The sequence below is a fragment of the Haloferax sp. Atlit-6N genome (genome assembly GCF_003383195.1).
GTDB classification, from domain to species: Archaea; Halobacteriota; Halobacteria; order Halobacteriales; family Haloferacaceae; genus Haloferax; species Haloferax gibbonsii.
On sequence record NZ_QEQJ01000003.1, the window covers coordinates 363,812 to 390,421 of the forward strand.

The following is a 26,610-nucleotide window of genomic DNA, read 5'->3' on the forward strand; positions in this document are numbered from 1 at the left end:
CCTCAGATGTTCGCGCCGCGCGTTATCTCTCGGATGATGTCCTCCTGCCGGTCGACCAACTGACCGTAGTCGACTTGGAACTCCGTCCGGTCGTACTCGGCAGGGTCGATGAACTCGTCGGGAAGCTCCAGCTCCGAGGAGCGAATCGGCCTGACGTAGGCGTCGAGGAACTGCTGTTGGCCCTCCAGCGAGAGGACGTAGTCCATAAACAGTTTGCCCGCCGCCGGATTCGGCGCGCCCTCCAAGAGCGCGTAGCCGTACGGCATGTTGAGCGCGCCCTTATTGCCGTTTTCGCCGCCCAAGAGCGCGACGCCGACGTTCTCCTCTGCGACCTCGTCGTTGTTGTACTTGAGGTCGAGCCCGGAGTAGTCGTACCGGACGAACGTCGCGTACTCCCCGCGGGAGAACTGCGCGAGGAAGTTGTCGGTGAACTCCGCGCCGCCCTCCTGAATCCGCTCGTAGTAGTCGATGACGGGCTGAAGGTCGTCCATGCTGCCGCCGCGGGCGTTGTTGACCGACAGCGCCGCCGCGAGCCCGACCGCCGCCTGCGGGGTCTGGAGTGCGAGGTCCTGCATGATTTCGGGCTGGAGCAGGTCCTCCCACGTGGTCGGCTCGTCGAGGCCGCGTTCCTCGTAGATGTCCTTCCGGTAGGTCACGGCCGTCGTTACCCGGCGGGTCGCCGTGACGTGCCCGTCGTCGGTCTTGAGCGTGTCCGGCACTTTGTCCCACCCCTGCGGCTTGTACGCCTGTGTAAAGCCCTCGTTCCGGGCGACGATGCCGTAGGTGTAGCCGCCGTTGTACCCGGAGTGAGTCATGTTGTTCGAGTGCGAGCGCATGTGTTGGAGCGCCTCGCCCGACGAGCGATCGTCGTCGTGGACCGCCACGCCGTAGGAATCCTCGAACGACTGCATCAGCGACGGCCAGTTCATCCACCCGGACTGCACGCAGTAGAAGTACAGCGTATCGGGGAACGCGGTGGCCTCGATGTTCGTCTGGAAGTCCTGATACCCGACCTCGTACGTCTCCGCGTCGCCGCCGCCGGAGCCAGTCGAAGCGGCGTCACGTTCGGAATTACTCGTCGTCAGACAGCCGGCGAGACCCGCCAACGCCGCGGCAGAACCCCCGATGAAACTTCTCCTGGTTGATACCATCACTCGGGCAACACGACCGGCCGCTAAAGGGAATTGCTATGAGCCTAACGTAGCCGTTTCGACGGTTGGGACACCAACATAGCGCTACAAAGGAGACAATAGATACGGAGTCCCGCTAGTTCTTGAACGCGCCCGCAACAAGAAGCGGGAAGACGAGCGTCGCCTCGGCTTCGATTTGCGTGTAGTTCGTGTCGTGGTCCTTGATTTTCCCCCACGACACGGCCTCGTTCGGGGGCGCGCCCGACAGCGAGCCGTCGCCCTCCATCCCCGTCGAGATGTAGACGACGTAGTCCGCGCCGCCGCGGAAGAGGTTCGTCATGATGGCGTGGTGCTTGGGGACGCCCCCGCCGACGGCGATAAGACCGGTTTCGTCAGCGAGGAGGCCGTTCTGGATGAGCGAGTCGTAGTCGTCGAGAATCTCGATGCCGACGTCCTTGTCGTAGCCCTGCCGGTAGTAGTACAGGAAGTTGCCCACCTCGGCGTCGGTGAGCGCCGGGCAGTAGACCGGCACGTCGTTTTCGGCCGCCTGCTTCAACACCGAGTGCTCGTCGTCGAGCGTCTCGCCCAGCTCGCGGGCGAACGCCGTCGGCGTCCGCACCTTCTCTTCGGCGAAAAAGTCCTCGAAGAAGTCGTAGAGGTACTGTTCGAGCCAGACGTACCGGTCGGAGGGGACATAGATGTTGCCGAGGCGGTTGATGCCGCGCTCGCGGAGTTCGCCCTCATCGGCGTCCCACGAGCCCATCTTGAACGGTTTCGCGGTCTTGATGACGTCCTCGGTCAGCGAGCCGGAGGTGGTGATGAGCACGTCCACGAAGCCCTCGCGGACGAGGTAGGCGACGGCCTCGCGCAGCCCCGACGAGATGATGTTCGAGGTGAACGTCAGATAGACGGTCGCGTCCGCCTCCTGCATCTCCTCGGCGATGTCGATGGCTTCGGCGAGCTGCGTCGCCTGAAAGCCAGTCGTCGCGTACGCGTCGAGGAACTCGTCGAAGTCGAACGCGCCGTCGAAGTCGTAGCCCCGAACGTCGGCCGAATCGATGGCCTCGTCGCTCCCGGGGACGACGTGGTCGTGAGTGTCGTCTTCGGTCATCAGCTACGGCTCGCACCGGCGCGCTTGAATCAGTTCCGTTCGGTTCCGAAAACAGCCGGACAGCATGGGGGTAGACACCAATCCACTCGATGACTGTCACCGGTTCGACGACGAGTCGACGCCGCCATCGGACTCCGGGCGAGTGTACCACCACGCCCACGCGACGAGCACGCCCTGAAGCGGCAGTCGGAGCCACAGGGCGGCGTCGGAGGGCTCCCGAAGTGACGCCGGAACACCTTCGAGCACGATATCGCTCGTCGCCATGTAGACGTTCGCGGGGAAGACCGCGACAAGTAGCGCGATGAGTCCCCACGCGGCGATGCGTTGGGTGCGGCGGAAGACGACGCCGACGCCGAGGACGATTTCGGCGACGCCCGAGATGTAAACGAGCGCGAGCGCCGCCGGGAAGACCGGCGGGACGACCTGCGCGTACGCGTTCGGCACGACGAAGTGCATCACTCCCGCGAGGACGTAGAGCGCGCCCATCACGTAGCGGAGCGGCGTCTTGAATCGGCGGAGTCGTTCGGCGGCGAGAGCCATTTCGAATCGACGTTGGACCGGCGGTCAAAGACGCTGTCGGCGTCGGCGACCCGGCGTTGGTACCGAACCGGAGACCGAAACCGCAGCTTTCGAAAATCAATACTCATATGGTGGCACTGTCTAGTTAACCTCCTGAGCTGGCGGTCGTCCGTTGAGCGATTGATGCGGTCGCTGAAAGTTATAGTAATGAACAAACACTGCAAGCCATCGGCGGACGCTCAGCCGACTGCCCACCCATGAATTGTGGAAACGATCAACTCTTACTTTGAACGTCTGAAACCATTTCTCAATCAGGTTTCGGTCTGTGTGATCGACCCGACCGTTTAGCCTGAATCGAGAGAATGCAGTCCGATACCCGAAGGAATCAGCCAGAAACACCGTCTCTGAACAGTCGTGTGTCTCACAGACTCCGTGGAGAAATGCAGCCGCCGGATTGGTTCCATGACGCTTGAACAGCACGACGTCAAGAATCACTTTTGTATCGAGATCTATTGCAGCGTACAACCAAGACCACTCACCGTTAATTTTGACAGCGGTCTCGCCGACTGCGACCCGCCTCGGCGTTGCCTTCGGCGGGTCTGAAACGCTGTCAGACAGTCGATGTACCCACTGAAAGACTGCTTGAAACGAGCGTTCTACGCCTAGCAGCCGAAGAATCGCTTCTTTCTCTCTGAGTGAAAGACCGGCAGCATGGAGCCGGACGGCGAACGCCCTGACGGGCTTCGCCGTCCGTTCCCGCTGCCAACATTCAAGCGTAGCGGTGTCTAAACTGTCCCTGAGCAGGTCTGAGAGTAGCATGAATCACTAGCTCTATCTGTTCATCCCTTAACTAGACGGTGCCGTCCGTTTTGTATTATCCTGAATTTGAGAGTAAGCTAGCTACATAGTTATTTCTGAAACAAATTGTAGGTGTTCCACACGTCACACAAGCATTGAATGCTACATTCGAATATTTGTGTTTGGATCTCTATATTGATCATCAAATACAATATCCAAATACACTAACCTATACAACGCCACCCCAGTCCCCGAAAGCCATCTCGACTCGAGTTATCGCGTCGCCAAGACGTACGCGACGCCGGTGAGGCCGGCCCACGCGACACCCCCGGCGAGGCCGACGCCGACGAGGCCGCCGACGAGCCAGACGAGGACGGCCGCACCCGCCAGAAGCTGTATCCAGAGGCCGCTCACCGGGGGGTTCCGATTCCGAAGGGTCAGCGCCATCCCGTAGCCGCCGAGACCCAGCGCACCCACGTAGAGCCCGCTTCCGAGAAGCCCCCACACCGAGGCCAGTCCGCCGAGGAACCCGTCGTCGGTCGAATCGTTCGTCGGCGAGTGAGACGTGGTCGTCGCCCCCGCCGTGTTCGGCGAGGTCGCTGTCGTCACCGATGGAGTCGCTTCGGGCGGCGCGACACCAACCGTCGCCCTGACGGTGTCGCTGTCGATACCGAGCCGACTCTCGACGGCTAACCCGACGTCGAGAGGCTGTTCGCTCATCGTGACGCTGAGTTCGGGGGTCGACTGCACCGCTCGCTCGGTCCCGTTCACGAAGAAGTGATAGCGACCGACTGGGGAGGTGTCGCTCGTCGAGCCGGCCCCGGACAGTCGGAGTTCGTCCGCGGCTGTCGCTGTCGCCGGGGCGTCGATTCGGGCAGTCGGCCGAGTGTACAACTCGTCGGGTGCTGCGGTTCGGAACGGCGTGAAATCGACCCAGCCGCGCTCGGTGACGACGGGGTTCCCCTCTCCGGACGGGAGAATCGACGAGTGATACGGACCGCTGGCAGCGCCCCAGTAGTTGGACTCGGCGTCGACGGTCCGAATCGGGTCCACCACGATTCGGGCGGTCGCGTTCGCGCTGACCAGCCGCTCGATGTCGACCGTCAGACCCCGGTCTTGGCCGTAGATACTGTTGTTGACGACGTGGTGGGTCCTGGTTCCCTCGCCGGCCGTTTGGACCCCGATGCCGGTCGGAAGCGCGCCGCTCACGCGACGAATCGTCAGGGCGCTGGCTTCCGCGCTCCGCGTCTCACTCTCGCCGTCCGTCCGTAGGACGACGACCGTGTCGTCCCAGAGCCGAGCGACCGTGAGCCGCTGTGTCAACTCGGGATTGGCGACGAGTTCTTCCAGCGGAACCGTCGACTCTGCTTGGTTGATGATCGCACCGGACGCCCCCTCCGCGACGTACACCCCCGTTCCCGGCGTCACTCCCGAAACGGGAACCGGGTCCGCAAAGGCGTTCGTGTTGAACACGATGTCGTTGTCTCGAACGTCGGTCTCGACGACCCCGCGGACGACGACGCCGTAGGAGTTGGCGGCGATAGTGTTGTTGGCGACCGAAAGCTCGCCGCGGTGCGTTATCGGGCTGGCGACGAGCAGCCCCGCGCCGGCGTTGTTCGCCAGTCGGTTCTCGCTGACGTTCGTCCGGTGAATAATCAGGTCCGAGCGGACCGAAACGGCGTGGCCCCCGTTATCGCGGACGGTGTTATTCCGGACGGCGACCCCGCGTGCCGCCGCTCCCGTCCGGAGCTCCAGTCCCGCTCCTCCGTTGTCCCGGACAGCGTTATCCGCCAGTGTGAGACCCGATACGACGGTCCCATCGAGGGCGAAGCCGTCGCCGCCGTTCTCGACGAGGCGGTTCCCGCGAACGTCGCTCCCCCGCGTCAGCCAGTTATCGACGTGGACGGCGTCCCCGCCGTTACCGCGAATCGCGTTGTCGGTGAGTTGCAGATTCAGTTCGAGACTGCGAGCGGTGAGGTCGACGCCGTGGCCGACGTTGTCCGCCAGCGTGTTGTCACGGATGGTGACCGCGCCGGGTTGCGGGAGTTGGGTCCCAGACTGGCGGATACGGATGCCGGTCTGAGCGCCGCGAACCTCGTTTCCGACCACGGTCGCCGTCGTTTCGTCGCGAGCGTCGAGTTGGATGCCGGCGTCACCGGCGGTGATTTCGTTGTGCAGCAGCGTCGTGTCGCTCCGGGCCGCACGAACCGCGATTCCGCTGCCCGCGGTCGCCGAAATCTCGTTGTTCAACAGCCAGAGCCGGCCGATACCGTCGGCGGCGACGAAGACCCCGTTCCCGTTGATATCGCGGAACGACGACTCGCGAACGGTGAGCTGTCGCACGCGCGTCGTAGACGCGGCGCGCTCGTCGACCGGCGACGTGACGTTTCCGACGGTGAGCGAGCCCCGAACGCCGTCCGAGAGCTGTGAGACTGTCCCCTTGCGGAGGTCGACCGCAACGGGATAGAACCCGCGTGTCTCCGGGTTGACGACGTCCTCGTACTCCACGAGGAGTCGGCCGTCGCTCGGAATGCTGACCGGCCTCGACAGCGAGATTCGCACGCGACCGTCCCGCGCCGAGACGTCCGTGACGAACGAGTCGAACGACCGCTCTATCGTTCCGTTTCGGTTGCTATCGAGACCGATGCGTTCGATGCTCTCCGCGTCGACGTCGTCGACGGAGCCGGCATCGGCGTACCGGAGTTCCACCGCGTCGAAGGTCACACCGACGCCGGCATCGAGCGACAGCGTGTGGACCGACCGCTCTTCGCGCTCCGCGGGTGACGCCGTAATCGAGGTCTCGCCGGTCGCGCCCGACAGGGGCGTCGCCCGAATCGCGTGCCCGTCGATGCGTCGGAACGCCGACCGCTCGATGGTGATCCGCGGCGTCTCCGCGGCGTCGTCGACAGACAGCCCGGCCTTCGAGAAGTCTCGGAACGTCGAGTCGGTAATCGTAATCGACCCGTCTGCGCGGGACACGGTGACGCCGCTCGTCCCGCCCTGCAGGGTCGTGTTGCGCACGACGAGTCGGGACTCACTCGTCCCGTTGTAGCGGATGCTCGCCCACCGGCGGTCGGTCGCGGCACCCGCGGACCGCGAAACCGTCACCGGTCGGGCCGCCGTGCCGTCGACGACGAGTGAGCCGTCGACGGAGAGCGTGATTCCCTCGGCGAGTTGAACGTCGGTCCCGGGTCGTATCGTCAGCGTCGTCCCGGGGTCGATGTGGACGCTCTGGATGATTCGGTAGGGGCCATCCTCCGGCGTCCACGTCGTGTCCGAGGCGATATCCGATTCCACGAACGTCGTGCTGGTCTCGTTTTCGACGGCCGCGACCGGGCCGGCGAGGGGGACGAACAGCGCCGCGACGACGAGTACGACGAGCGCCTGTCGAGTCCGAGTGAGATGGGAGGGAGTAGAGAACGTCATGCGTCGGTCGAAGATACGTTATAAGTGCCTTCCGCGTGATATAAATGAAGTGGTACTCGGCTCTGAAATCGACGGCGGTCAGCCAGCGGGCGTCACGACCTAACGTTCACGCGACGAGACGCCGACCGTGACTCGAATCACTGGCTGAGTAGATAATAAAATAATATTGAACTCACCTCGTAAGTATAAGAATATCAACCTATTTTCGAGGCCACCGGCGAGACAGCGAACGCGAACAGTACCAGGCGCTTGGTGACGAGCGCACGCAGACAAGAACGCTCTCAGCTTGCGAGTGAGATCGAATGGCGAGCGAAGAAGTAGTGGGCGAGAAATAGGGATAGTATAGAATAGAAGGTATATATCGTCCAAATCGCCTATTATGAACGTAGAACGTGCAAAATACGAAATCTATAACCTGTCGTAGAGCACGTCTCAACGATATATGAGAGAGTGTGAGGGAACGGCCCGGGATGTCTTAGAGTAACTGCCTTATATCACAAATATTTATAAATTTAACAGAATGAATCTATTTCGTATATGTTATTCGAATCAACATGAAATGGGTTCCAAGACACCAGAACGCTGTGCGTTCTGGGAGCGCCTATCAGGTGTTCGCGGTCCAGCACTACGTGACCGGGTGTCCACTCGCGAAGCGTCTCGTCAACGCTGTACAGTTCTCGTACACAATTCGGTAGCAAGCCTACAAGCCCACGACTTCAGTCGTGGGTCGCTGACTCGCTGACCTCGAAGTACTCGAAGTCGCAGTACCCACCGTCGACCGCAGATTCGCTCGACTGCGCGACGAACAAACCGATTTTGGCACCGATCCAGCGTCCCTGCTGGGCTTGGAACGGCTCTCCAATCGACTCGAAGCCGGCATCGTCGGTCGCGTACGCGAACTGGACGCGCCCCCCGTCTTCGACAGTCGCCCGCAGTCGTGCGGACGAGCCCCGGAGGGGTACTCGTTCAACGACCGTGTCAAGGTCACCCTCTGATGGGCTGGTGTTACGAGCCTGTATCAGATTGACTCCGTCCGTGGTCTTACGGACACTGAGGTAGGCGTACTCGGAGCCCATGACGAGAAGCCCTCCGTGTCCGGTTCCTTCTTCGAGGCCGCACCGGACTTCCGTCGTCGCCGTGAACGCCGGGGCGGGGAACTTCTGGAGGAGGAGGCTCGGGACGGACCACAGATTCTCAGACGCATCGACACGCTGTTGGAATAAACGGAGTGCGTCGGGGCGGTCAGTAAGCGAGTGCCAACCGAACTTCGGGTTCCCGTGCCACTGCCACTGGAGCCCTAAGCGGGCCGCTTCGAAGTCGTCGGAGGTCTGCGGGACCATCGTCGGAAGCGTCTCAGCGGCGACGTCGGGCTTTTCGTGCGTTCGGACCGGCTCGCCGGTCCCATCGCCGTCCTCGTCGCGACCGATGACGGGCCACCCGTCGGTCCAAGCGACCGGCTGGAGGTGGACGATGCGGCCGTACGGGTCGACCTCTTGGAAGTGGACGAACCAGTCCTCGCCGCTGTCCAAGCCCACCAGTGCTCCCTGGTGCGGCCCGTTAATCGGTGTCTCCCCCTGGGCGAGGACGATTCGGTCGTCGTACGGGCCGTAGATGTCGTCCGAGCGCAGGACCGTCTGCCACCCATCGCTAACGCCGCCGGCGGGCGCGAAGATGTAATAACTCCCGCCCCGCTTGTACAGCTTCGGCCCCTCGATTGTCGGGTGGTCGTCGTGGCCGTCGAACACCTGTCGGCTTTCGCCGGTGATGTGTGTCCCGTCGGGTGCCATCGGGGCGATGTTGAGCACGCTGTTGAATCCGGCACGGCTCTTCGCGAACGCGTGAGCGAGATACGCGTTCCCGTCGTCGTCCCACAGCGGTGCCGTGTCGATCCACCCCTCGACCTCGTGCACGAGCGTCAGATCGGACCACCGACCCCGGGGGTCGTCGGTCTTGGTCATGTAGACGCCGCGGTCGGGGTCGCCGTAGAAGATGTAGAACGTCCCCTCGTGGTAGTTGATCGAGGGCGCCCAGACACCGTTCCCGTGCTGCGGACGGTCGAAATCTGGTGGTAACTCGTCGATGGCGTGATTGATGAGTCGCCAGTTCACGAGGTCGCGCGAGTGGAGTATCGGAAGCCCCGGGACGGCGTTGAAGCTCGAAGCGGTCATGAAGAAGTCATCACCCACGCGAACCACGTCGGGGTCGGAGTAATCCGCGTAGATGATCGGGTTCCGATACCGGCCGTCGTCGAGGGTCGGTCCCCAGACTGCTGCGGTGTGTTTCATGATAGCTGACAACAAGTAACGCATGAATAAACGTTGTGTTCAGGTCTCTCGATTGCACGGCGTTGAACGCTCTCACCAGACATTCGGTACTGGGGGCATCGGGTGGTTGACGACGGACGCGTCCCGCGTGAGACGAACCATATCGAGTTGCAGTCGACGAACCCGCCGCGACGAGACCGCCGGTATCAATCAGTTTCTGGTCGCGCTGGGACTCATCGTCGTGTTCACGAGCGGTGGCACGCAGATCGGCTTGGCGACCGGGCCGCTAGAGGCCGTGTTCGAAACGGACCTCCAGCTCTCGTCGATTTCCCTGCTCGCACTCGGCGGCGGTGGGATTCTCCTCGGGGCGTGGATCAGAGGGCCGCGGCTCGTCCGAGCCGTCTCGAACGAATACGCCACGCTCGGGGCGAGACGGTCGATCGCCGCCCTGATTCCCACCTTCCTGATCGCACAGCTCGCAATCGTACTGGGAATCCCGATCTCGTTCAACAAAGTGATGATCGCGAGCATCGTCGGGAGTGGTCTCGCCGCCAGCTCGTCGGACGGAAGCGGCGTCTCACCGCGGAAAGTCGGCATCGCGCTCGGGTCGTGGCTCGGGTCGATACCGGGTGCAGGCGTCATCAGCTACGGCCTGTACAATCTGTTGAACGCGGTTCCGGGCGTGGGGTGATCAGGAGACGATTTGGTCGATAATCTCTTCTTCGGCGGCCCGAGTCTTCATCTCCTCCCACGTCTCGAAATCAGTTCTGTCGGCGACGTACTCGTCGAGTCGGGCACGCGAGATGTCCCGTGCGTCGGCAACGTCGTCGAACGCCCACGGGCTCTGATCGCAGAACGCGGCAAACGAGTCGAACTCGGTGTGGTCGCGCATGAACGGTTGCGAGAAGAAGACGTCCGAGTGGACCCGGGTACCCGCTTGCAGTTCGCCGATTCGGTTGAGGGCGTTCCCGACTCGTTCCTCGAGATCCTCCAGTCCAGCAATCTGAAGGTCCATACCGGAGGTGATGTCTCGATGCGGGTAAAAGCCACGACCACCCACTGGCGTCGGTTCGAAACGAGATGGCACACGGTGACCGGATGGGTTGCGACTCGCACGAGCGGAATGGACACGTCACCGACGGGAATTCGGCACACCCGCGACGAGACGAGCTATCCCGGCCCCAAGGCTGCGATGTCGGCACCGACTGTCGCCAGCGCATCGGCGGGGTTCGGGTCGCAGTCAGCCAGATGCGTGTACCGGTGGTTCGGAACGCTCGATAGCGCTGCGGCGATAGCCTCGCTGTACGTCTCGACGCCCGGTTCTGTCGGGTCGTTACCTCCCCAAACATCGCGAATGACTGTCATCGAGTCGATTCGGACTTCGAGGCTGTGTGGCTCGTAGCGTGACACCAGTTCGGATAGTCCGAGTTGGAGGGCGCCGTACTCGGCGGTGTTGTTCCCCGTCCGAGACCCGACGGGACGGCCGAGCCGTGCGAGTTGGTTCTCTTCTGCGTCCATGATGACCGCGCCCGCGCCCGCCGGACCGGGGTTGCCGCGCGAACTGCCATCGACGTACAGGATGAACGAATCGTCGGTCGGTGCGGGGACTGGCGGGTGAGTGAGTTCCGACGACAGTAGATCATCGAGCGCACGCCGCAACTCGCCCGAGGTCGTCGCGGGGTCGAACAGGCCGCCGTAGCCGGGGACGGCGTCGTCGATGATGTCGGTGGCGGCTGCCATCTCGTAACCGACGCCCGCGAGAACCTCGTCGACGAGCGTGGCGAGCGGTGAGAGGTGCCCGGCGGGACGCGGCTCTTCGGTCACGTCGCCGACACCTTCCTCGGGTTCTCGCTCCGGTCCCTCACCACGTCGCACCTCGCTGCTCTCGCAAGCTCGTCGAACAGCTGCATATCAGCACTCGGTCGTTGAACGAGATAATTCCTTCAGGTTGGTTGGCGAGGGACGTCGGTAAGACACCCTCCTCGGGTGGAACAGCGATGGCACTTCACCAGACGGCACTGTCTAGTTAAAGAAGAAGCCTCACGTCTGGTTCGCACCTCGCCGGACCGAAGGGCCCGCGGACTCGTCGGGGTCGGACAGCTTCCGAGACACCGAAATGCACTACGTTCTGTGGACACCGCTCGGGGCGTTTGTCGTCCACCTCTACGGGATCGCGTATCTACTAAGAGAAACAACACAACTGCCTCGAACTCTCGACATAGGACACTCTCATCAAGCAGTCTATCGATAGCATTCGTTCTGTCAGAAACATATCTCAAACCGCCTGAGCAAACGCCAAATTGGGTTGTGTCGAGGAGGCTGCTGTCGGAATCGATCACAGACTGTCTTGATTATATTATACAATATATTTGGAGATCCAATTCTCGGCGCCGAGTCATTGTTCCGACATAGGGCCGACCCAACGGCTGCGTTTCGCCATCGCCTCTCGGAGAAACACGATATCTCGAGCGCTGTGCTTCTCGGTGAGCATGACGAATAACGAACTTCAATCTCCCTATTAGAATTAAGCGATCGGCTTGCTCCACTAGGTGGAATCTCATCAAGACGTTGCTCCATGTCCTCGAAATTCGAGTCGGTTGCGTCCATCACTCGTAGGTGGGCAGTCGTTAGAGCGCTCATATTAATTCAAAAATATACAATACTATAACAGCCAACGACCGCATCAATCGTCCAACTGACGCACGTCGGTCGAGGTGTTCACTAACGAAACAGTACTATGTCAAGAAACAGCCTTGTGTCGAATATGTCACAATATGAAAACGAGACGATGTCCCATCGGTTTTGGGGTGGGTCCCTCAACTGCAACCTGTGTTGGCGTCGTCTCAGGCGGGTCGTGAGCGCGGGCAACCACGACAAACACTCGAGAACGTGCGACAGCCACCTCGTATCTCTCGTCTCGGCCGCTCAGTCGGTGAACCGTGGTCAACGGCTGATACCACCGCCGGACTGCTCGCGTACGCGCTTGACCTCTTCGGGGGTGACGACGGCCAAGTCGCCGTCCAGCGTTCGCTTGAGGGCCGCCGTCGCGGCACCCGTTTCGAGCGCGTCGGGGACGGGGTCACCGCGAATCCGCGAGGCGAGATAGCCGCCGACGAACGCGTCGCCCGTACCAATCGGGTCGACCGTCTCGGTTTCGAACGCACCCTGCTCGTACGTCTCGCCGCCGGCGCGGGCGAGTGCGCCCTCGCCGCCGCGCGTGACGACCACCGTCTCGAAGCCGAACTCCGCTTCGAGCGACGCCGCAATCGCGGCCGCGTCGCAGTCGCGTCCGAGAACGGTTCGGGCGTCGCGCGCCGCGACGACGAGCACGTCGACGAGCGGAAAGAGCGGTTCGAGCGTCTCGCGTGCCGCTTCGGGACTCCAGAGCTTCGACCGATAGTTCAGGTCGAACGCGGTGGTCGCCCCCGCGCTCCGCGCGGCGTCGAGAAGCGAGCGCGTCGTCGCTTCCAACTGGTCGGACAGCGCGGGCGTGATACCGCTCGTGTAGTAGTAGGTGGCGTCTTCGAGGAGGCGCGTCGAGAGTTCGTCGGGCGTCGCAGTCGTCACCGCGGCGTCCGCCCGGTCGTAGATGACCGACGTGCCACGCGGTTCGACGCCGTGTTCGAGGTAGTACGTCCCCTGTCGGTGGTCGTCGCTCCAAACGACCGCGGGTTCGACGCCGTGTCGACGTACGTCGGTCGCGACCCGGCGGCCGAGCGCTGAGTCGGGAAGTTTCGACAGCCACGCGGCGTCAGCTCCGAGCTTGCTGGCCGCGATGGCGACGTTCGACTCCGCCCCGGCGGTGCTGAACCGCAGGGTGTCGCTCGTCTCCAAGCGGCGTCCTCTCGGAGGTGACAGGCGGACCATCGTCTCGCCGAACGTCACCAGTTCAGGCGTCACAGTATCCACTCCGTCGGGTCGAGTCTTGCATACTCGAACGTCGCGGAGTCGCGGCATAAGGACTCCGCTCTCGACGATGTTTGCTCGCGGCAGTCGCCGGACCCCGAAGGTTAAGCCGTGGGTCGTCCTGCTACGGGTATGGTCGCTTCCACCGCCCAGCGAATCGCAGAGTCGGGTATTGTCGCAATCGTCCGCGGGACCGACCCCGAGACGGCGATCGAGACGGTCGACGCGCTCCGCCGCGGTGGCGTCTCGACGGTCGAGATAACCGCGAACACCGAGGGCGTCCTCGACATGATTCGAGACGTGTCGGAGTCCTTCGCGGCCGACGAGGTGACCGTCGGCGCGGGGACCGTCCTCGACGCGGCGACGGCGCGGGCGGCGACCCTCGCCGGTGCGGAGTTCATCGTCACGCCGTCGTTCGACGAAGGCGTCGTCGAAGCCGCGAACCGCTACGGCGCGCCCTCGCTCGTCGGTATCTCTACGCCAACCGAAGCCGTCAACGCCTTCCAAGCCGGCGCGGACATGGTGAAAGTGTTCCCCGCCGGCACGCTCGGACCGGGGTTTGTCTCGGCACTCGGCGGCCCTCTCGGCCACATCCCGACCGTCCCGACCGGGGGGGTCGGACTGGACAACGTCGGCGAGTTCTTCGACGCGGGCGCGACAGCCGTCGGCGTCGGGAGCGCCATCGTCGACGCCGAGGCCATCGCTCGCGGCGAGTTCGGCGTTATCGAAGCGAACGCCCGCGCGTTCAGAGAGGCTGTCGAGGCCGCACGGGCTGAGTAGACACCAGACCGGCTTCGATGGCCGGGACGACCGAACCGTCACGCGTTCTGAACTGCACGAAACGAAAACGGAACCCAACGGTCGACACTGCTTCGGGACCGCGGGGAGGGTAGCGTTGCCACTCCCGACGCGGTGTTTCACCGTCGGCTTCCGCTCTCACCTACGGTCGGGACGGTACCTCCGAGTCGTTCGCTCGACGCGTCACCGCTCGGCGACGACCTCGATTTCCACGTCGATGTCCACGGGGAGTTTCACGACCTCGACGGCGCTCCGTGCCGGATATGGTGCCGACATATACTCGCCGTAAACCTCGTTCACCTCGTCGTAGTAGCGCATGTCTTTGAGGAAGACGGTGGCTTTCACCACGTCCGCGAGCGACGACCCGCCGGCCTCCAGAATCGCCTCGACGTTCTCGAGGGTTCGCTTCGTCTGTTCCGCCGGCGTCCCGTCGACGACTTCGCCCGTTTCGGGGTCGACGGGTCCCTGTCCAGAGACGTAGAGTTTATCGCCGGAGACGACGCCCTGCGAGTACGGTCCGATGCTGTCCGGTGCGTCCGCTGTGGTTAGTTCTTTCATCGTTGATGTGGTTACTGCCGCGATGGTACTTCGTCCGCGTCGTACACTTCATTGATGAACGACGTCGAGAGACTCGTCGTGAGGCCGCCGTCGAGGACGATGTTCTCGCCGGTGATGAAACTGGACAGCTCGGATGCGAGGAACAGCGAGGTGTCCGCGACCTCACGCGGCGTCCCGAAGCGACCAAGCGGGTACTGGTCGAGCCAGCCTTCGCGCGCGTTCGAATCGCCCGTTCGGCCCTCTGTGTTCTCCATCTCCTCGCGCCTGCTCGCGGTTTCTATCGTCCCTGCGGAGATAACGTTCGAGCGAACACCGTGTTGGCCGTAGTGGGCCGCGATGTTTCGCGACATCGCGAGGAGACCGCTTTTCGCCTCTGAGTAGCCGGACAGACCGATGCCGAAGAGCCCGTTGACCGAGCCCATGTGGACCATCGAGCCTCCGCCGGCGGCGACCATGGCCGGGAGGACCTCCTTGCTCAGGAGGAACTGGCTCTTGAGGTTCAGGTCGACCATCCGCTCGAACGTCTCCTCGTCGCAGCGGTGCGCCACGTTCGCGGACTCGTCCGACCCGCCAGCGTTGTTCACCAGCACCTTGACCTCGCCGAACTCGTCGAGCGCGGTATCGACGAGGCTTCGAACCTCGTCGCGGGCGGTCACGTCGCATTCGACCGGAACGACCCGGCCGTCGTGTGCGGCGGTGAGTTCCTCGGCGACCGGTCTCACGTCGTCCAACGAGCGCGAGCAGATGGCGACGTCTCCGCCAGCCTCCGCGAATCGCGCCGCGATTTCGCGACCGATACCTCGAGAGGCACCGGTTACGATTGCCGGACGGTCTCGTAGTGATAACTCAACCATAGCGTGCGCACCGATGTGGTCGGAGCTATTCAACCTTGCTATGGTGTTGCACTATATTCGGTACGCTTCGACGGCGTCTCGGTCGACCGAGATTCCGAGGCCGGGTCCGCGCGGTGCGGGGAGACAGCCGTTTTCAACTTCGAACGGCTCCGCGATGACGTCGCCCTCCCACGCGTAGTACGTCGAGTCCGGGGGGAGCGAAAAGCCCGGTATCCCGCTTACGGCGTGGAGAATCGCCGCCGTCCGAATCCCGAGGTCGAACGCACAGTGGTGAGTGAACGGCACGCCGGCGTCTTCGAGTATCGCCGCCTGTTGACGGATACCGCTGATGCCGCCGGCCGGGGTGAGGTCGATAACGCCCACGTCCATCGCACCGGCCTCGACGAGCGAAGAGATGTTGTGTGGTACGTAGGTGTCCTCATTCGGGGCGATGGGCTGCCGAAGGCGCTGTCGCAATCGTGCGAGCGACACGTGGGAGTCCACCCGAATCGGCTGTTCGAGGTACTGCAGGTAGATACCTTCGTCTTCGAGCATCGCGCCGACGCGAACTGCCTGGTCGAGCGTCCAACCCTGGTTCGGGTCGAGGCGGAACTCCAGTTGTCCGTCCGTCTCGTCGTGCATCGCCTTGATCCGCGCAACGTCCTGTCGCCAGTCCCTCCCCGCTTTCGTCTTGAGCACGTCGAAGCCGGCGTCTAGTGCCTCACGGGCCTTCACGCGAGACTCCTCGGGCGGCAGGATTCCGAGACAGAACGCGGCCGGGACTGGTCCGGGGGTCCGGGTGCCGTCGGCCACGTGGGACCTGTGCTGGAGCGTGCTCTGGGTCGGCGCGGTCCAGCCGCCGAGCAGTTCGTACACGGGTCGGTCGAGCGCTTTCCCTACGATGTCCCAACAGGCCGTTTCGACGGCGGAAAAGAACATATCCACGTTCGTGTACTCGACGAACACCTGTCGGCGAAGGCGTTCGATTTCGAACGGCGATTGACCGACGACCATCGGCCCGATACCGTCTTCGATGAGCGACTCGGTCGCCGTCGGCGAGAGAAACACGCGCATCTCGCCCCAGCCTTCGATACCCTCGTCGGTGTCGACGCGGACGAGCACGCGCTCCATCGATTCGAGTTCGCCGTGATTCGTGGTGTACGGGGCGATTCCGAGATGCTCGTCGGTACTCGTTAGCGGAACGTCGACAGTAACCGCTGTCACGTCGGTTATCTCCATACAAACGCTTGTAGGGGGCGACAGTATGAAAGTATCGTTTGTTACAGACTCGCGTCCGTGGCCTCCCGAATCCACGACAGCGACCGCTCGGGCAGCAGCCCGTAGTTGTAGAACGAGACTCGCGGCACGTCGACGGCCCGTAGTGAGTCGACGATGTCGACGAGCGTGTCGCCGTCGTGTATCGCCGGGTGGCCCGGGAGGAGTCCGACGTGTAACGGTCTGTCATCGGTCACCGCATCGACGCTTCGATAGGCGTCTATCACCGCCTCACGTGAGGACTCATACGCTGGCAGACAGAAGTAGTCGACGTGCTCGGACAACTGGTCGAGGTCGGCCCCGACCATCCACTCGCGGCCGGGTTCGGGCGCGCCGACGTAGTATCCGAGCGGCGTCGACCCGCTCTCCGCGGACAACTCCGCGTAGAGCGTCGCCAGCGTTTCTTCGCGCACGTCGACGTAGTCGGCGACCGCGTCGTGCTCGCGGAGCCACAGCTCGGGTGAAAGTCCGTGCGGAACGGTTCCGTCGACGATTTCGTCGAGCGTCTGTGCGACGGTGTCCCGAGCTGAGTCGACGTCGACGCCCGCGTCCGACGCGGTTGCCCGACAGTGGTCGCAGAAACACAGTCCGAAGAGGAACTCACCGAGCGTTCCCAGCCGAGCGTGAATTTTCTGGTGGTGCCAACCGAATCCCGTCCCGTAGAAGTAGTCGAAGGTCTCGAGTTCGATTCGGTCGAAGTGGGCCGAGTCGGTCAGGTCGCGGACGAGTCCGATGAGGTACTCCTGTACGTCGGGGTTCGTCGGGCAGAGGCCGAAGACGAGGTCGTCGCCGTGCGCGGAGGTCAGCGTCACGTCTCGGTGGCGCATCCCGAGCCGCGAGTTGTGGCAACCGACCGTCCACGAGTTCAACCGGACGTTCTCGAGGCCGTCGGCGATTTCAGCGACCCAGTCACCGGTCATCCCCTCGTACGGAACCGGTTCGAGGCGGCCGTAGCCGCCGCCAGGGCGGAAGTACGAGCTCGCGTGTGCGAAGAAGGTCCGTCGCTTCGGGTTGTGCGGCGCGAACGCCTGTACGGCGTGATAGTTCGTCGCGAGGGTCACCTCGTCGACGCCCAGTTCGGCGATGCGAGCGCCCGTCTCTCGTGGTCCCGTATCGAGCACGTCCCACGGGTACGCCCAGATAGCGAACTCCATAGCGGGTCGTCACGCGGGTCGATAATAAATATACAGGAGGGCCGTTACTCCTTGACTGCGCCGGCGGTCATCCCCGCCACGATGTACTGTTCGAGGAACGCGAACAGGACGAGGAGCGGGATGATACCGATGACCGAGACGGTGAGCATCATCCGCCAGTCGGTCTGGAGCGCGCCGACCATCGAGAAGACCCCGCGCGGGATGTTGTACTTCCCGCTGTCGGTGAGGAACGTCAGCACGAACAGTAGCCGGTTCCACGCGTACAGGAACGTGTAGGTGATGCTGGCGACCAGCGCGGGTTTGGTCAGCGGAAGAACAATCTTCGTGAGTACCTGTAACTGGCTGGCACCGTCGATGCGGGCGGACTCTTCCAGTTCGACGGGAACGGTCTTGAAGTAGCCGTAGAGCATCCAGATGTTGAACGGGAGGGTGAACGCCGCTGCGGGGACGATAACGGCCAGGTACGTGTTGAACAGTCCGAGTCGGCTGATGACGTCGAACAGCCCCACGATGAGCACCACGGGGGCGAACATCTGGACGACGAGGACGGCAAGCAGGAACGTCCGCTTGCCCACGAAGTCGTTCCGCGCGCAGGAGTACGCCGCGGGAATCGCGAGCAGAAGCGTCAGGACGACGGTTCCGAGCGAGATGACGAAACTGTTGGCGATCCAGAGGAGCACGTCGGTCTGCGTCCAGACGTCCACGTACGCCCCGAGAGACGGCTGGGACGGCACGAGCGTCGCCGGCGCGGAGAATATCTCCGACTCCGGTTTGAACGTACTGGAGAACATCGCGTAGAACGGGAACATCATTATCCCGAGCAGGGCGATGAGCATGCCGTAGACTCTGACTCGGCGCAGTCCGCCCTCGTCGTGGCCTGCCATCGTCACAGCTCCTCACCTCCGCGGGTGTAGACCCTGAGATAGACGACGGCGAACAGGAGCAACAGCAGGAACCCGATGACGCTGTAGGCGGCGCCGAGCCCGAGGTTCCCGTTCTGCAGGCCGACCTGGTAGATGTGTATCACCAGCGTCGCAGTCGTGCTAATCGGACCGCCGCCCGTCATCGTCCAGATAACGTCGAAGCTGACGAAGGTCCAAATCGTCGAGAGGAGCGTCGCCATCAGGATGACGCTCTTGAGCTGTGGGAGCGTGATGTATCGGAACTGGTGCCACCGCTCGGCCCCGTCGATGGCCGCGGCCTCGTAGAGGTCCTGCGGAATCGACTGCAGACCCGCGAGGAAGATAATCGCCATGAACGGCGTACCGATCCAGATATCCGCCACGACGACGCCCAGCCACGCGATGTCTGGGTTCCCGAGAATTCCGATACCCTGCTCTATCACGCCGAGTTTGAGCAGGATGGCGTTGAGATAGCCGAACTGTGGATGCTCTATCCAGCGGAAGACGACCGCAGAGATGGCGTACGGAATTCCCCACGGGATGAGAAACGCCGTCCGGAAGAACTTCCGACCCCGAATGTCGCCCTTGAGGTGGACTGCGATGAGCAGCCCGAGTAGCGTCTTCCCGGCGACGCCGACCGCGACCCACCGTCCCGTTTGCCAGAGGAGACGGTAGAAGATGTCGCTGTTGAAGATGTCGACGTAGTGTTGCAACCCGACGAACGTCTCGATAGTCGAATCGGCGGGAGATCGGTACAGCGACAGGCGGAACGTCTCCAGTATCGGGTACCCGACGACGGCGACGAGGAACACCGCAGCGGGCGCTATCAAGAGGTACGCGCGGCGATTCCGCTTGACGTGCGCGGCGGACTGTGCCAGTCGCGAATCGTCGCCTGTCTGGGTACGTTCTTCAGCGAGGCTCATATCGTTGCATTAGTTCATCGCGTCTTCGAGGTCACTCTGGGCGTCGTTCAAGGCCTTCTGCGGACTCTTCTGGTCGGCGAGCGCTTCCTGTATCGCTTGGACCATCCGGTCGTTGAACTGGCTGAAATTGCTGAGCTTCGGCCGGGCACGGGCGTACTGTCCCGCCTCGACGAACGGCCCCCAGTTCTTCGACTCGGAGAAGTACTCCCGTTCGCCGACCGCCTCGACGACCGGAAGGAAGCCCTTCTGCTTCGAGTACTGGAAGCGGCGCTCCTCGTCGAAATAGAAGCGAATGAGGTCTCGCGCGACGTCCTTGTGTTCGCTCTGGCTGAAGATGCCCAGGGTGTCGATGGTGAACAGGCTGTACCGGCCCGCGGGGCCCTCCGGGACCTGGACGATACCGTAGTCGAAGTCGACCTCGCCGTTCTCCTGTGACTCGGTTATGTTGAGCCCCGTGTACACGTGCCCGATGACCATCCCGAGGTCGCCGTTCTCGAACAGTTGACGGATGTCCTGTCGGGTCGACGAGAGCGGCGAGGACTGCGTCACGCCGTGTTCGAGGTGGAGGTCGGTGTAGAACGAGAGCGCCTCGACGGCGCCGTCCGAGTTGACCACGGGCATCCCCTCGTCGTCGACAAGGTCGGCACCGTGCGACCAGTGGTAGTGGTAGTACTGCGACCCCGTCTCGATGGCGTCGGCGCCGGCGAGGCCGAGCGCCGGGATATTCACCTCGTCGCTCTCGGTAAGGGCCTTCGCCGCCGCGAGCATGTCTTCCCACGTGTCCAGCGCCGGGGTTTCCGGGTCGAGACCGGCGGCCTCGAACGCGTCTTTGTTGTAGTAGAGACACTTGTTCGACGCGGCCCACGGGACGCCGTAGTGCGAGCCGTTGTACATCGTACCGTTGGCGACCCCCTCGGCGAACTTCTCGCCGAACTCGCCGTCCATCAGATCGTCGACCGGTTCGAGCGCGTCCTTCCCGACGAGTTGCGGAATCCACCGGGCGGGCCAGCGGCTCACGTCCGGGGCCTGGCCGCCGTCGACTCGGTTGTTCACCGTTTGTCGTGCGTTGTCCCAGGTTACACTCGTGAACTCGACGTCGACGTCGTACTCCGACTCGAAGGCGGCGTTGTTCTCCTCGAAGAACTGCTTGATGTTGTCGCCGACCCCCATCGTGAGAAGTTGGACGCTCTGCGTGTCGTCCCCACTCTCACCGCTGCCCTCGCCATCGGAGCCGCTTTCGCTTCCGTCCCCGCCGCCGGTACAGCCGGCGACGGCGATCATGCCACCAGCGCCGAGCGCTTGAAGGAGCCGCCGACGGTCCAGAGTCTGTCCGCTAGCTTCTTCTGTGGTATTCTCTCGCATCATCGCTACCAATTGCGCCCACATATATAATTGTTTTTATTCATATTTTATTTTCATTATGATTGTCGGGACTCACGCGTTCTGTTCGTGAACCGCATCGAGCAGCGAGGCGAGCTCCTCGGCGATAATCGACCGAATCCGCTCTCCCTTCTCGGCGCTCGCCTCCTCGGGGAGTCCGATGGCACCCGTCTCGGAGTACGCGTCGAACGACCGGTAGACGCTCACCGAGCCCCCGTCGAGGAGGTCCTGTCCGCCCCAGCGGTACGACTCGTGTAGCGGTTCACCGTTCCGCGTGGACGAATCGCCGACGAGGTCGGGTCGGACCGCAAGCATGAGCGACGTTTCGAACTCGCCCCCGTGGGCCATCCCACCAGTCTCGGTGTCTCGAAGCGCCTCGATTCGGTCAGTCGCCAGCTCGAAGTAGGTCGTTCCGAGGACCTCGGCGTCGGTCTCGACGCCGACCGTGCTGACGACGGACCCGATGAGGGGACCGTTGCCGCCGTGGCCGTTGACGAACAACACGGCGTCGAAGTCGTTTTGAAGTCCCGTGTTCGCGATGTCCTCGAGCGTCGCGCGAATCGTTTCGAAGTCTAACGACAGCGTCCCGCCGAAGGTGAGATGGTGCGGTGAGAACCCGCTCCAAACCGTCGGCGAGACGACGACCGGGAGACCGTCGGTCTGCTCGACCGCGGAATCGACCATCGCCTCGACCAGGAGGGAGTCGGTCACCACCGGCAGGTGTTCGCCGTGCTGTTCGATGCTCCCTACCGGAATCACCAGAACCGACCCCGGCTTCGCTCCAACCTCTCGAACCTCGGCCGCGGTCATTCCCGCCCACTCGTGCTCTCGTCGTCCGATTGAATCATACATCATGTCAGGCGGAGTCCGTCAGTTGCGTCTGGCTCACCGGTACGCGCGCGCCGTCGCTACCAAAGAGGTGCATGTCGTCCACGTCGAACCCGAGCGTTATCTCGTCCCCGACGGTCGGTCGGAACTCGCTTTCGACCCGCGCGACGACCTCGGACGAACCTCGGGCCGTCTGCAGATAGAGGAAGTTGTCCGAGCCGACCGGTTCGACGACGTCGACGACTGTCTCGACGTAGCCTCCCTCACGATCCGGCGTGAGGTCTTCCGGTCGGACGCCCAACGTGTACTCACCAGAGGGAATGTCGACGCCCAGCGTGAACTCGAAGCTCGGCGACTCGAAGCGAACGCCACCGTCGTGGTCCGTCGCGGTCACCTCGAAGAAGTTCATCGAGGGCGACCCGATGAACCCGGCGACGAACTCGTTGTTGGGCTCGTCGTAGCACCGCTCCGGGGGGTCGACCTGCTGGAGTTTACCGTCGTTGAGGATGACGATACGGTCGGCCATCGTCATCGCCTCTGTCTGGTCGTGAGTGACGTATACCGTCGTGACGCCGAGGTCCTCCTGAATCCGTTGAATCTCCGTCCGCATCTGCGTCCGGAGCTTGGCGTCCAAGTTCGAAAGCGGCTCGTCCATCAGGAACACGTCAGGGTCGCGCACGATGGCTCTCCCGAGTGCGACCCGCTGTTGTTGACCGCCCGAGAGCTGTTTCGGGAGGTCGTCTAACAGCTCCGAAATCTCCAGCATCTCGGCGGCGTCCTCGACGCGGTCCCGGACCTCACCGTCGCCCTCCCCGGCGAGACGTAGCCCGAAAGACATGTTCTCGCGGACGGTCATGTGGGGGTACAGCGCGTACGATTGGAACACCATCGCGATGTTCCGGTCCTGCGGCCGCACGTCGTTGACGACGTTCTCGCCGATGGCGATTTCACCTCCGGTGACGGTCTCAAGCCCCGCCACCATCCTGAGCGTCGTCGACTTCCCGCAGCCGGACGGCCCGACGACGACGACGAACTCCCCGTCGTCTACGGTGAGGTCCAACCCCTCGACGGCGAGGATGTCCCCGTCGTACTCCTTACTCACGTTCGATAGTCTTACCTGGCTCATGTCGACTGAGGACTACTCCTCAATCCCGCATAATAAATGTTGGTAATGGAGGCGAACGCCGAGCTCCCAACCGTGTTGAATCGCATTCGGCGCCGCTGCGACCTTCTCGACACCCCAGTCGGCAGGTGAAGCGCCTGTCCAGTCGTCGGTTCTCGCCTCCCCTCGCGTCTAACCGAGTGACTCGGCGGCGGTCCCCCGCGATGTCACCACTGCCGACGCCCCGTATTCAACACGGTCGAAAGTGCAGAACCTCGACGTACGCCTACACTACCGTTGACATTCGTCGAACACGCCTTCTCAACCGGTATTTCGGCCTGTTCACCGGACGCGGCTTCGCTCCCGGATTTGACGTGTTCGGAAAATACGTGTCGATATGAGGTAAAAATAGCGTGCCACTCGCTGTACTTTTTTCTGTGGTAAATACTCGAGGTTTTCTTTCCGAGAGAGTTGAATTCCAGTTGAACAGGGGGAAACTACTTTCACCGAGTGCGGGAAAGACCGTACCATGTCCGATGGCAACGTCAAAACAATACGCGCGGTCGAAACGACGTTCGAGATTCTCGACGCTCTCAGCGGCGTCGAACCGGCCGGCCTCTCGGAACTCGCGTCGACGGTCGACATCCCGGCAAGCACGATTTACGTCCACCTCAACACGCTCGTCGAGCGGGGTTTCGTCGTCAAAGACGCCGGAGAGTACCGCCGCTCGTTTCGCTTTCTCGAGGTCGGCGGAGACATCCGGCAGCGGGTCGACATCGCTCGACTGCTCAGGAATAAGGTCGAAGAGCTCAGCCGAGTGACGGGCGAGATAGTCGGCGCCGCGGTCGAAGAAAACGGGAAACGGGTCATTCTGTATCGAAGCACCGGGGAGAAGGCCGCGGCGGACGAGATTCCGATCGGGAATCGCACAGAGATGCATTGGACCTCGCTCGGAAAGGCGATCTTAGCGTACCTTCCCGAGGCTCGCCGGGCGGAAATCGTCGAGCGACACGGCCTCCCGTCGGGGACGAACAGGACCGTTAGCTCGCTGGCGGAACTCGAAGACTCGCTCGCGCGGGTCCGTAAACGGGGCTACGCCATCGACGACGAGGAACACCTCCGCGGTATTCGAGGTATCGCCGTTCCGCTTCTCGATAAGAACGGAGAGGTCAAGGCGTCTATCGGCGTGACCGGGCCCAGAGACCGGTTCACACCGGCCTACATGGCGGAGCTACTGAACGTACTGCAGTACAGCAAAAACGAACTCGAAGTGCGTAACCAGTACTCCGAGTACACGACCATAGACGGGTGATTACCGGCGCTCGTTGTAGCTCTAGAATTACGATACTACGTCTGTAATTCCTTGCGACGCGATACGAATGGGTATCGCTCGTCTCGGAATCTCTCCGACCTTCCGGCCGAGAAGATCGATAAAACGACGACGCGTCGGTAGCGTCATTCATAGAATAATATTGCATAAAATAAAAAATATTAGTGCAGCGATAGCCCTCTCCGTATCGCCTCCGGAGCGACCATCTAGTGGCCGGAGGGATCACAGCCATCCACACATGGGATGTTCTTTGTACCAAATAGATGCTCGAAATCGGATAAAACAACTATTCAACGTCGCATATCTGACGACAGATTACAGATGATGACCTCTGTACGACTCGCGAGGTTACCCGCGTCGGCATGACTTGTTCAGTTTCGAATAGCCGTGGATGATAATGACGGCCTACATAATTGAATAAAAACCGCAATACAACTGGCTCAGAAATAGCTGCGAACTCACTCACCAAACCGCTGACGGACCGCACTGAGTTCCGTTCGCGTGTTCACGTTCGCCATCGACGCTTCGAGCGAGAGGGAGTCGGGTACCGACGACGGGCCGACGCGGTCGACGGAGGTTCGATCTCACTGCTCGCGCCCCGTAGCATACGGCCGCCCCGGAGAGGACACTTGAACTGATATAGCCGACCGCGAAGAGGCCGGCCGATGCCTCGGCGAAATCCTCGAACGTGAGCCAATTCTCCCACGACGGTTCCGCATGGGAGAACCCCTTGATCCCGTCAGCGGCGACTTTCGTCACGAGACGTGGGGAAGTCCATCGGCGGTAGAGCCTGCGGAGTACGCCCCACCCTCGCTGTTGGAGAGGTCTGGGCCGCCCCAGTACGCACCGGGCGTGCTACCGACCCACGAGGAGACGAGCGAGCCATCGAAGCCGAACTACCCGATATACGCGTTTTTGTTGCGTGACCGACGTGCGCTCTGTATTCAGCACGAACTCGGCAAACTATCAGCTGCTGAGGTTTTCAACAGGGCCGATTATCTTGAAACTGTATTGGCTACGCAGTCGGATGGTCACACTCAAGCAGCTCAGGAACACTCGTCTCGAGTGTGAATATTCGGATCCCAAGGGCGAAAAATGAGGAACGTCTTGTTCTCGGGTCGGTCATTGTTAGCACGTTCTTCATCGGATTCGGTGGGGGAGTGATTTTCCCCATCTTGCCGAACCTCGGTGCTATTCTCGGAATTTCCCCGTTTCTCGTCGGTATGATCTTGAGCGCGAACCGGTTTTCACGTCTGTTCGCGAATGCACCGGCCGGAAGCCTCGTGGACCGATTTGGGACGAGGAAACCGTTCGTCATCGGAATGTTCGTCCAGGGGATTTCGACACTCGGCTACGTTATCGCAATGATCGCACCACTTCCCGAAGCGTGGTTCATGACTGCCCGCATTCTATGGGGTGTCGGGAGCGCGCTTGTTTTTGCGACTGCGTACACGATAGCCGACGATATCAGTGATGGTGGGTCACGGGGATCGAATATGGGACTCATCAGAGGCGGCGTACTTTTTGGATTCCCGACGGGAGTAGTACTCGGCGGCCTCGTCAGCGAATTCTCCGGGGACGTCGTTGCGTTCGCGGTCGCTACCGCTTTCGCGTTCTTCGCCAGCGTCGTCGCATACCAGACAGTGCCCGAAACACACGTTGATGGAGGTGCGAATCAGTCTGTCAAGCCTTGGGAAATTAATAAGAGTCTCCCCGCAGTAACGGTCGGCTTAGTCAACTTTGCCGTCCTGTTCGTCTACATTGGGGCGTTGTTTGCGACGCTAGTCTTATTTCTCGACCAGAACCAACTCAGCGTATTTGGATTCGATGCTCAGGGCACCTCGGGTCTGTTCATGGGCCTCACTGTTCTCGCTGCAGGCCTATCGATGTATCTTGGAGGACGCGTCAGCGATCAGGCTCAGTCACGAGTCCCGGTTTTGCTCTTATTTCTTGGCGTCACGTCGATCGGGTTTCTGTTGCTCGCACTTGCGGACTCAGCGTGGATGTTGGTTCTCGCCTGCGTGTGCATTGGGCTCGGACAGGGCGGCACAAGCGGGCCACTGATGGCGCTGTTAGGTGATCTCGTCGCCGACGGCGAGATGGGACGTGCCGTAGGGACGAACAACGTCCTCGGGGATGTCGGCGGTGGGTTTGGTCCTATTGTCACACTGCCGATCGTGGAGGCAGTCGGGTTTTGGCCCGTGTATTTCTGCTGTGCGGTCATGCCGCTTATCGCGGCCGTGGTCCTTTTGCTGGGTGTCCGACGAGAGACAGGTCGTTTTCTCCCGAGTGTTGACTCCTGACGTGGTGTCAACTGTACCGTCCTCAGAACAATTCCGGACGGTGCTCAAAACAAACCTCAAGTGAAACTGG

At 62.1% G+C, this 26,610-nt stretch carries 21 protein-coding genes and 1 pseudogene; 4 read left to right on the forward strand and 18 right to left on the reverse strand.

What is annotated here, in order from left to right; translation table 11 throughout:
- Positions 1 to 2: 2 nt before the first annotated feature.
- The 6 genes from DEQ92_RS13915 to DEQ92_RS13940 form a co-directional block, all read right to left on the reverse strand.
- The gene (locus DEQ92_RS13915; protein WP_115820991.1) at positions 3 to 1,106 is read right to left on the reverse strand and encodes an extracellular solute-binding protein; all 1,104 of its coding nucleotides are present in this window, start codon (positions 1,104 to 1,106) and stop codon (positions 3 to 5) included.
- Positions 1,107 to 1,266: 160 nt separating this feature from the next.
- Positions 1,267 to 2,241, reverse strand: coding sequence for a deoxyhypusine synthase (locus DEQ92_RS13920; protein ID WP_115820992.1), 975 nt, complete (start codon positions 2,239 to 2,241; stop codon positions 1,267 to 1,269).
- Positions 2,242 to 2,337: 96 nt separating this feature from the next.
- Positions 2,338 to 2,781, reverse strand: a complete 444-nt coding sequence (locus DEQ92_RS13925) for a DoxX family membrane protein (protein WP_115820993.1) — start codon at positions 2,779 to 2,781, stop codon at positions 2,338 to 2,340.
- Positions 2,782 to 2,901: 120 nt separating this feature from the next.
- A complete protein-coding gene (locus tag DEQ92_RS13930; protein WP_115820994.1) occupies positions 2,902 to 3,579 on the reverse strand; it encodes an IS6 family transposase in 678 nt (225 codons plus the stop codon).
- Positions 3,580 to 3,831: 252 nt separating this feature from the next.
- Positions 3,832 to 6,984: a right-handed parallel beta-helix repeat-containing protein gene (locus DEQ92_RS13935; RefSeq protein WP_115820995.1), complete on the reverse strand. Its 3,153-nt coding sequence runs from the start codon at positions 6,982 to 6,984 to the stop codon at positions 3,832 to 3,834.
- Positions 6,985 to 7,700: 716 nt separating this feature from the next.
- Positions 7,701 to 9,269: a glycoside hydrolase 43 family protein gene (locus DEQ92_RS13940; RefSeq protein WP_115820996.1), complete on the reverse strand. Its 1,569-nt coding sequence runs from the start codon at positions 9,267 to 9,269 to the stop codon at positions 7,701 to 7,703.
- Between the two features lie 166 nt (positions 9,270 to 9,435).
- On the opposite strand from DEQ92_RS13940, the pseudogene DEQ92_RS13945 reads away from it, so the two are divergent.
- Positions 9,436 to 9,939: pseudogene (locus DEQ92_RS13945) on the forward strand (inorganic phosphate transporter); the annotation flags it as partial.
- Here the strand turns inward: DEQ92_RS13945 and DEQ92_RS13950 are convergent.
- The 3 genes from DEQ92_RS13950 to kdgK1 form a co-directional block, all read right to left on the reverse strand.
- A complete protein-coding gene (locus DEQ92_RS13950; RefSeq protein WP_008096810.1) occupies positions 9,940 to 10,263 on the reverse strand; it encodes a hypothetical protein in 324 nt (107 codons plus the stop codon).
- A gap of 155 nt (positions 10,264 to 10,418) precedes the next feature.
- Complete coding sequence (locus DEQ92_RS13955; RefSeq protein WP_049968825.1) at positions 10,419 to 11,072, reverse strand: ribonuclease HI family protein; 654 nt, start codon at positions 11,070 to 11,072, stop codon at positions 10,419 to 10,421.
- Between the two features lie 1,119 nt (positions 11,073 to 12,191).
- Positions 12,192 to 13,148 carry a bifunctional 2-dehydro-3-deoxygluconokinase/2-dehydro-3-deoxygalactonokinase gene (gene kdgK1, locus DEQ92_RS13960; protein WP_115820997.1) on the reverse strand — a complete coding sequence of 319 codons (957 nt, stop codon included), beginning with the start codon at positions 13,146 to 13,148 and terminating at the stop codon, positions 12,192 to 12,194.
- 138 nt (positions 13,149 to 13,286) lie between these two features.
- Here kdgK1 and DEQ92_RS13965 point away from each other — a divergent pair, with 138 nt between their 5' ends.
- Positions 13,287 to 13,934: a bifunctional 4-hydroxy-2-oxoglutarate aldolase/2-dehydro-3-deoxy-phosphogluconate aldolase gene (locus tag DEQ92_RS13965; RefSeq protein WP_049968671.1), complete on the forward strand. Its 648-nt coding sequence runs from the start codon at positions 13,287 to 13,289 to the stop codon at positions 13,932 to 13,934.
- A gap of 201 nt (positions 13,935 to 14,135) precedes the next feature.
- On the opposite strand, the gene DEQ92_RS13970 is transcribed toward DEQ92_RS13965, so the two are convergent.
- The 9 genes from DEQ92_RS13970 to DEQ92_RS14010 all read right to left on the reverse strand — a co-directional run bounded on the left by DEQ92_RS13970 (position 14,136) and on the right by DEQ92_RS14010 (position 22,931).
- On the reverse strand, positions 14,136 to 14,510 hold the full coding sequence (locus DEQ92_RS13970; RefSeq protein WP_008096816.1) for a RidA family protein: 375 nt from the start codon (positions 14,508 to 14,510) through the stop codon (positions 14,136 to 14,138).
- Between the two features lie 11 nt (positions 14,511 to 14,521).
- A complete protein-coding gene (locus DEQ92_RS13975) occupies positions 14,522 to 15,364 on the reverse strand; it encodes an SDR family NAD(P)-dependent oxidoreductase (RefSeq protein WP_115820998.1) in 843 nt (280 codons plus the stop codon).
- 51 nt (positions 15,365 to 15,415) lie between these two features.
- Positions 15,416 to 16,582: a mandelate racemase/muconate lactonizing enzyme family protein gene (locus DEQ92_RS13980; RefSeq protein ID WP_115820999.1), complete on the reverse strand. Its 1,167-nt coding sequence runs from the start codon at positions 16,580 to 16,582 to the stop codon at positions 15,416 to 15,418.
- Between the two features lie 41 nt (positions 16,583 to 16,623).
- Entirely contained in the window at positions 16,624 to 17,772 is a 1,149-nt protein-coding gene (locus tag DEQ92_RS13985; RefSeq protein ID WP_008096825.1) for a hypothetical protein, read from the reverse strand.
- A 44-nt stretch (positions 17,773 to 17,816) separates the two neighbouring features.
- Positions 17,817 to 18,662, reverse strand: a complete 846-nt coding sequence (locus DEQ92_RS13990) for a carbohydrate ABC transporter permease (protein WP_008605944.1) — start codon at positions 18,660 to 18,662, stop codon at positions 17,817 to 17,819.
- Positions 18,659 to 19,597 carry a carbohydrate ABC transporter permease gene (locus DEQ92_RS13995; protein ID WP_008096826.1) on the reverse strand — a complete coding sequence of 313 codons (939 nt, stop codon included), beginning with the start codon at positions 19,595 to 19,597 and terminating at the stop codon, positions 18,659 to 18,661. The genes DEQ92_RS13990 and DEQ92_RS13995 overlap by 4 nt, the downstream gene beginning before the upstream one ends.
- A 9-nt stretch (positions 19,598 to 19,606) precedes the next feature.
- Positions 19,607 to 20,878 (reverse strand): sugar ABC transporter substrate-binding protein, encoded by a 1,272-nt coding sequence (locus tag DEQ92_RS14000; RefSeq protein ID WP_008096827.1) that lies wholly within the window; start codon positions 20,876 to 20,878, stop codon positions 19,607 to 19,609.
- Between the two features lie 153 nt (positions 20,879 to 21,031).
- The gene (locus tag DEQ92_RS14005; RefSeq protein ID WP_049913702.1) at positions 21,032 to 21,832 is read right to left on the reverse strand and encodes a creatininase family protein; all 801 of its coding nucleotides are present in this window, start codon (positions 21,830 to 21,832) and stop codon (positions 21,032 to 21,034) included.
- A 1-nt stretch (position 21,833) separates the two neighbouring features.
- Complete coding sequence (locus tag DEQ92_RS14010) at positions 21,834 to 22,931, reverse strand: ABC transporter ATP-binding protein (protein ID WP_049968672.1); 1,098 nt, start codon at positions 22,929 to 22,931, stop codon at positions 21,834 to 21,836.
- A gap of 505 nt (positions 22,932 to 23,436) precedes the next feature.
- Between DEQ92_RS14010 and DEQ92_RS14015 the strand changes: the two genes are divergently transcribed.
- The gene (locus DEQ92_RS14015; RefSeq protein WP_008096833.1) at positions 23,437 to 24,219 is read left to right on the forward strand and encodes an IclR family transcriptional regulator; all 783 of its coding nucleotides are present in this window, start codon (positions 23,437 to 23,439) and stop codon (positions 24,217 to 24,219) included.
- Between the two features lie 1,085 nt (positions 24,220 to 25,304).
- Positions 25,305 to 26,540 carry an MFS transporter gene (locus tag DEQ92_RS14020; protein WP_115805651.1) on the forward strand — a complete coding sequence of 412 codons (1,236 nt, stop codon included), beginning with the start codon at positions 25,305 to 25,307 and terminating at the stop codon, positions 26,538 to 26,540.
- The last annotated feature ends 70 nt before the right edge of the window (positions 26,541 to 26,610 follow it).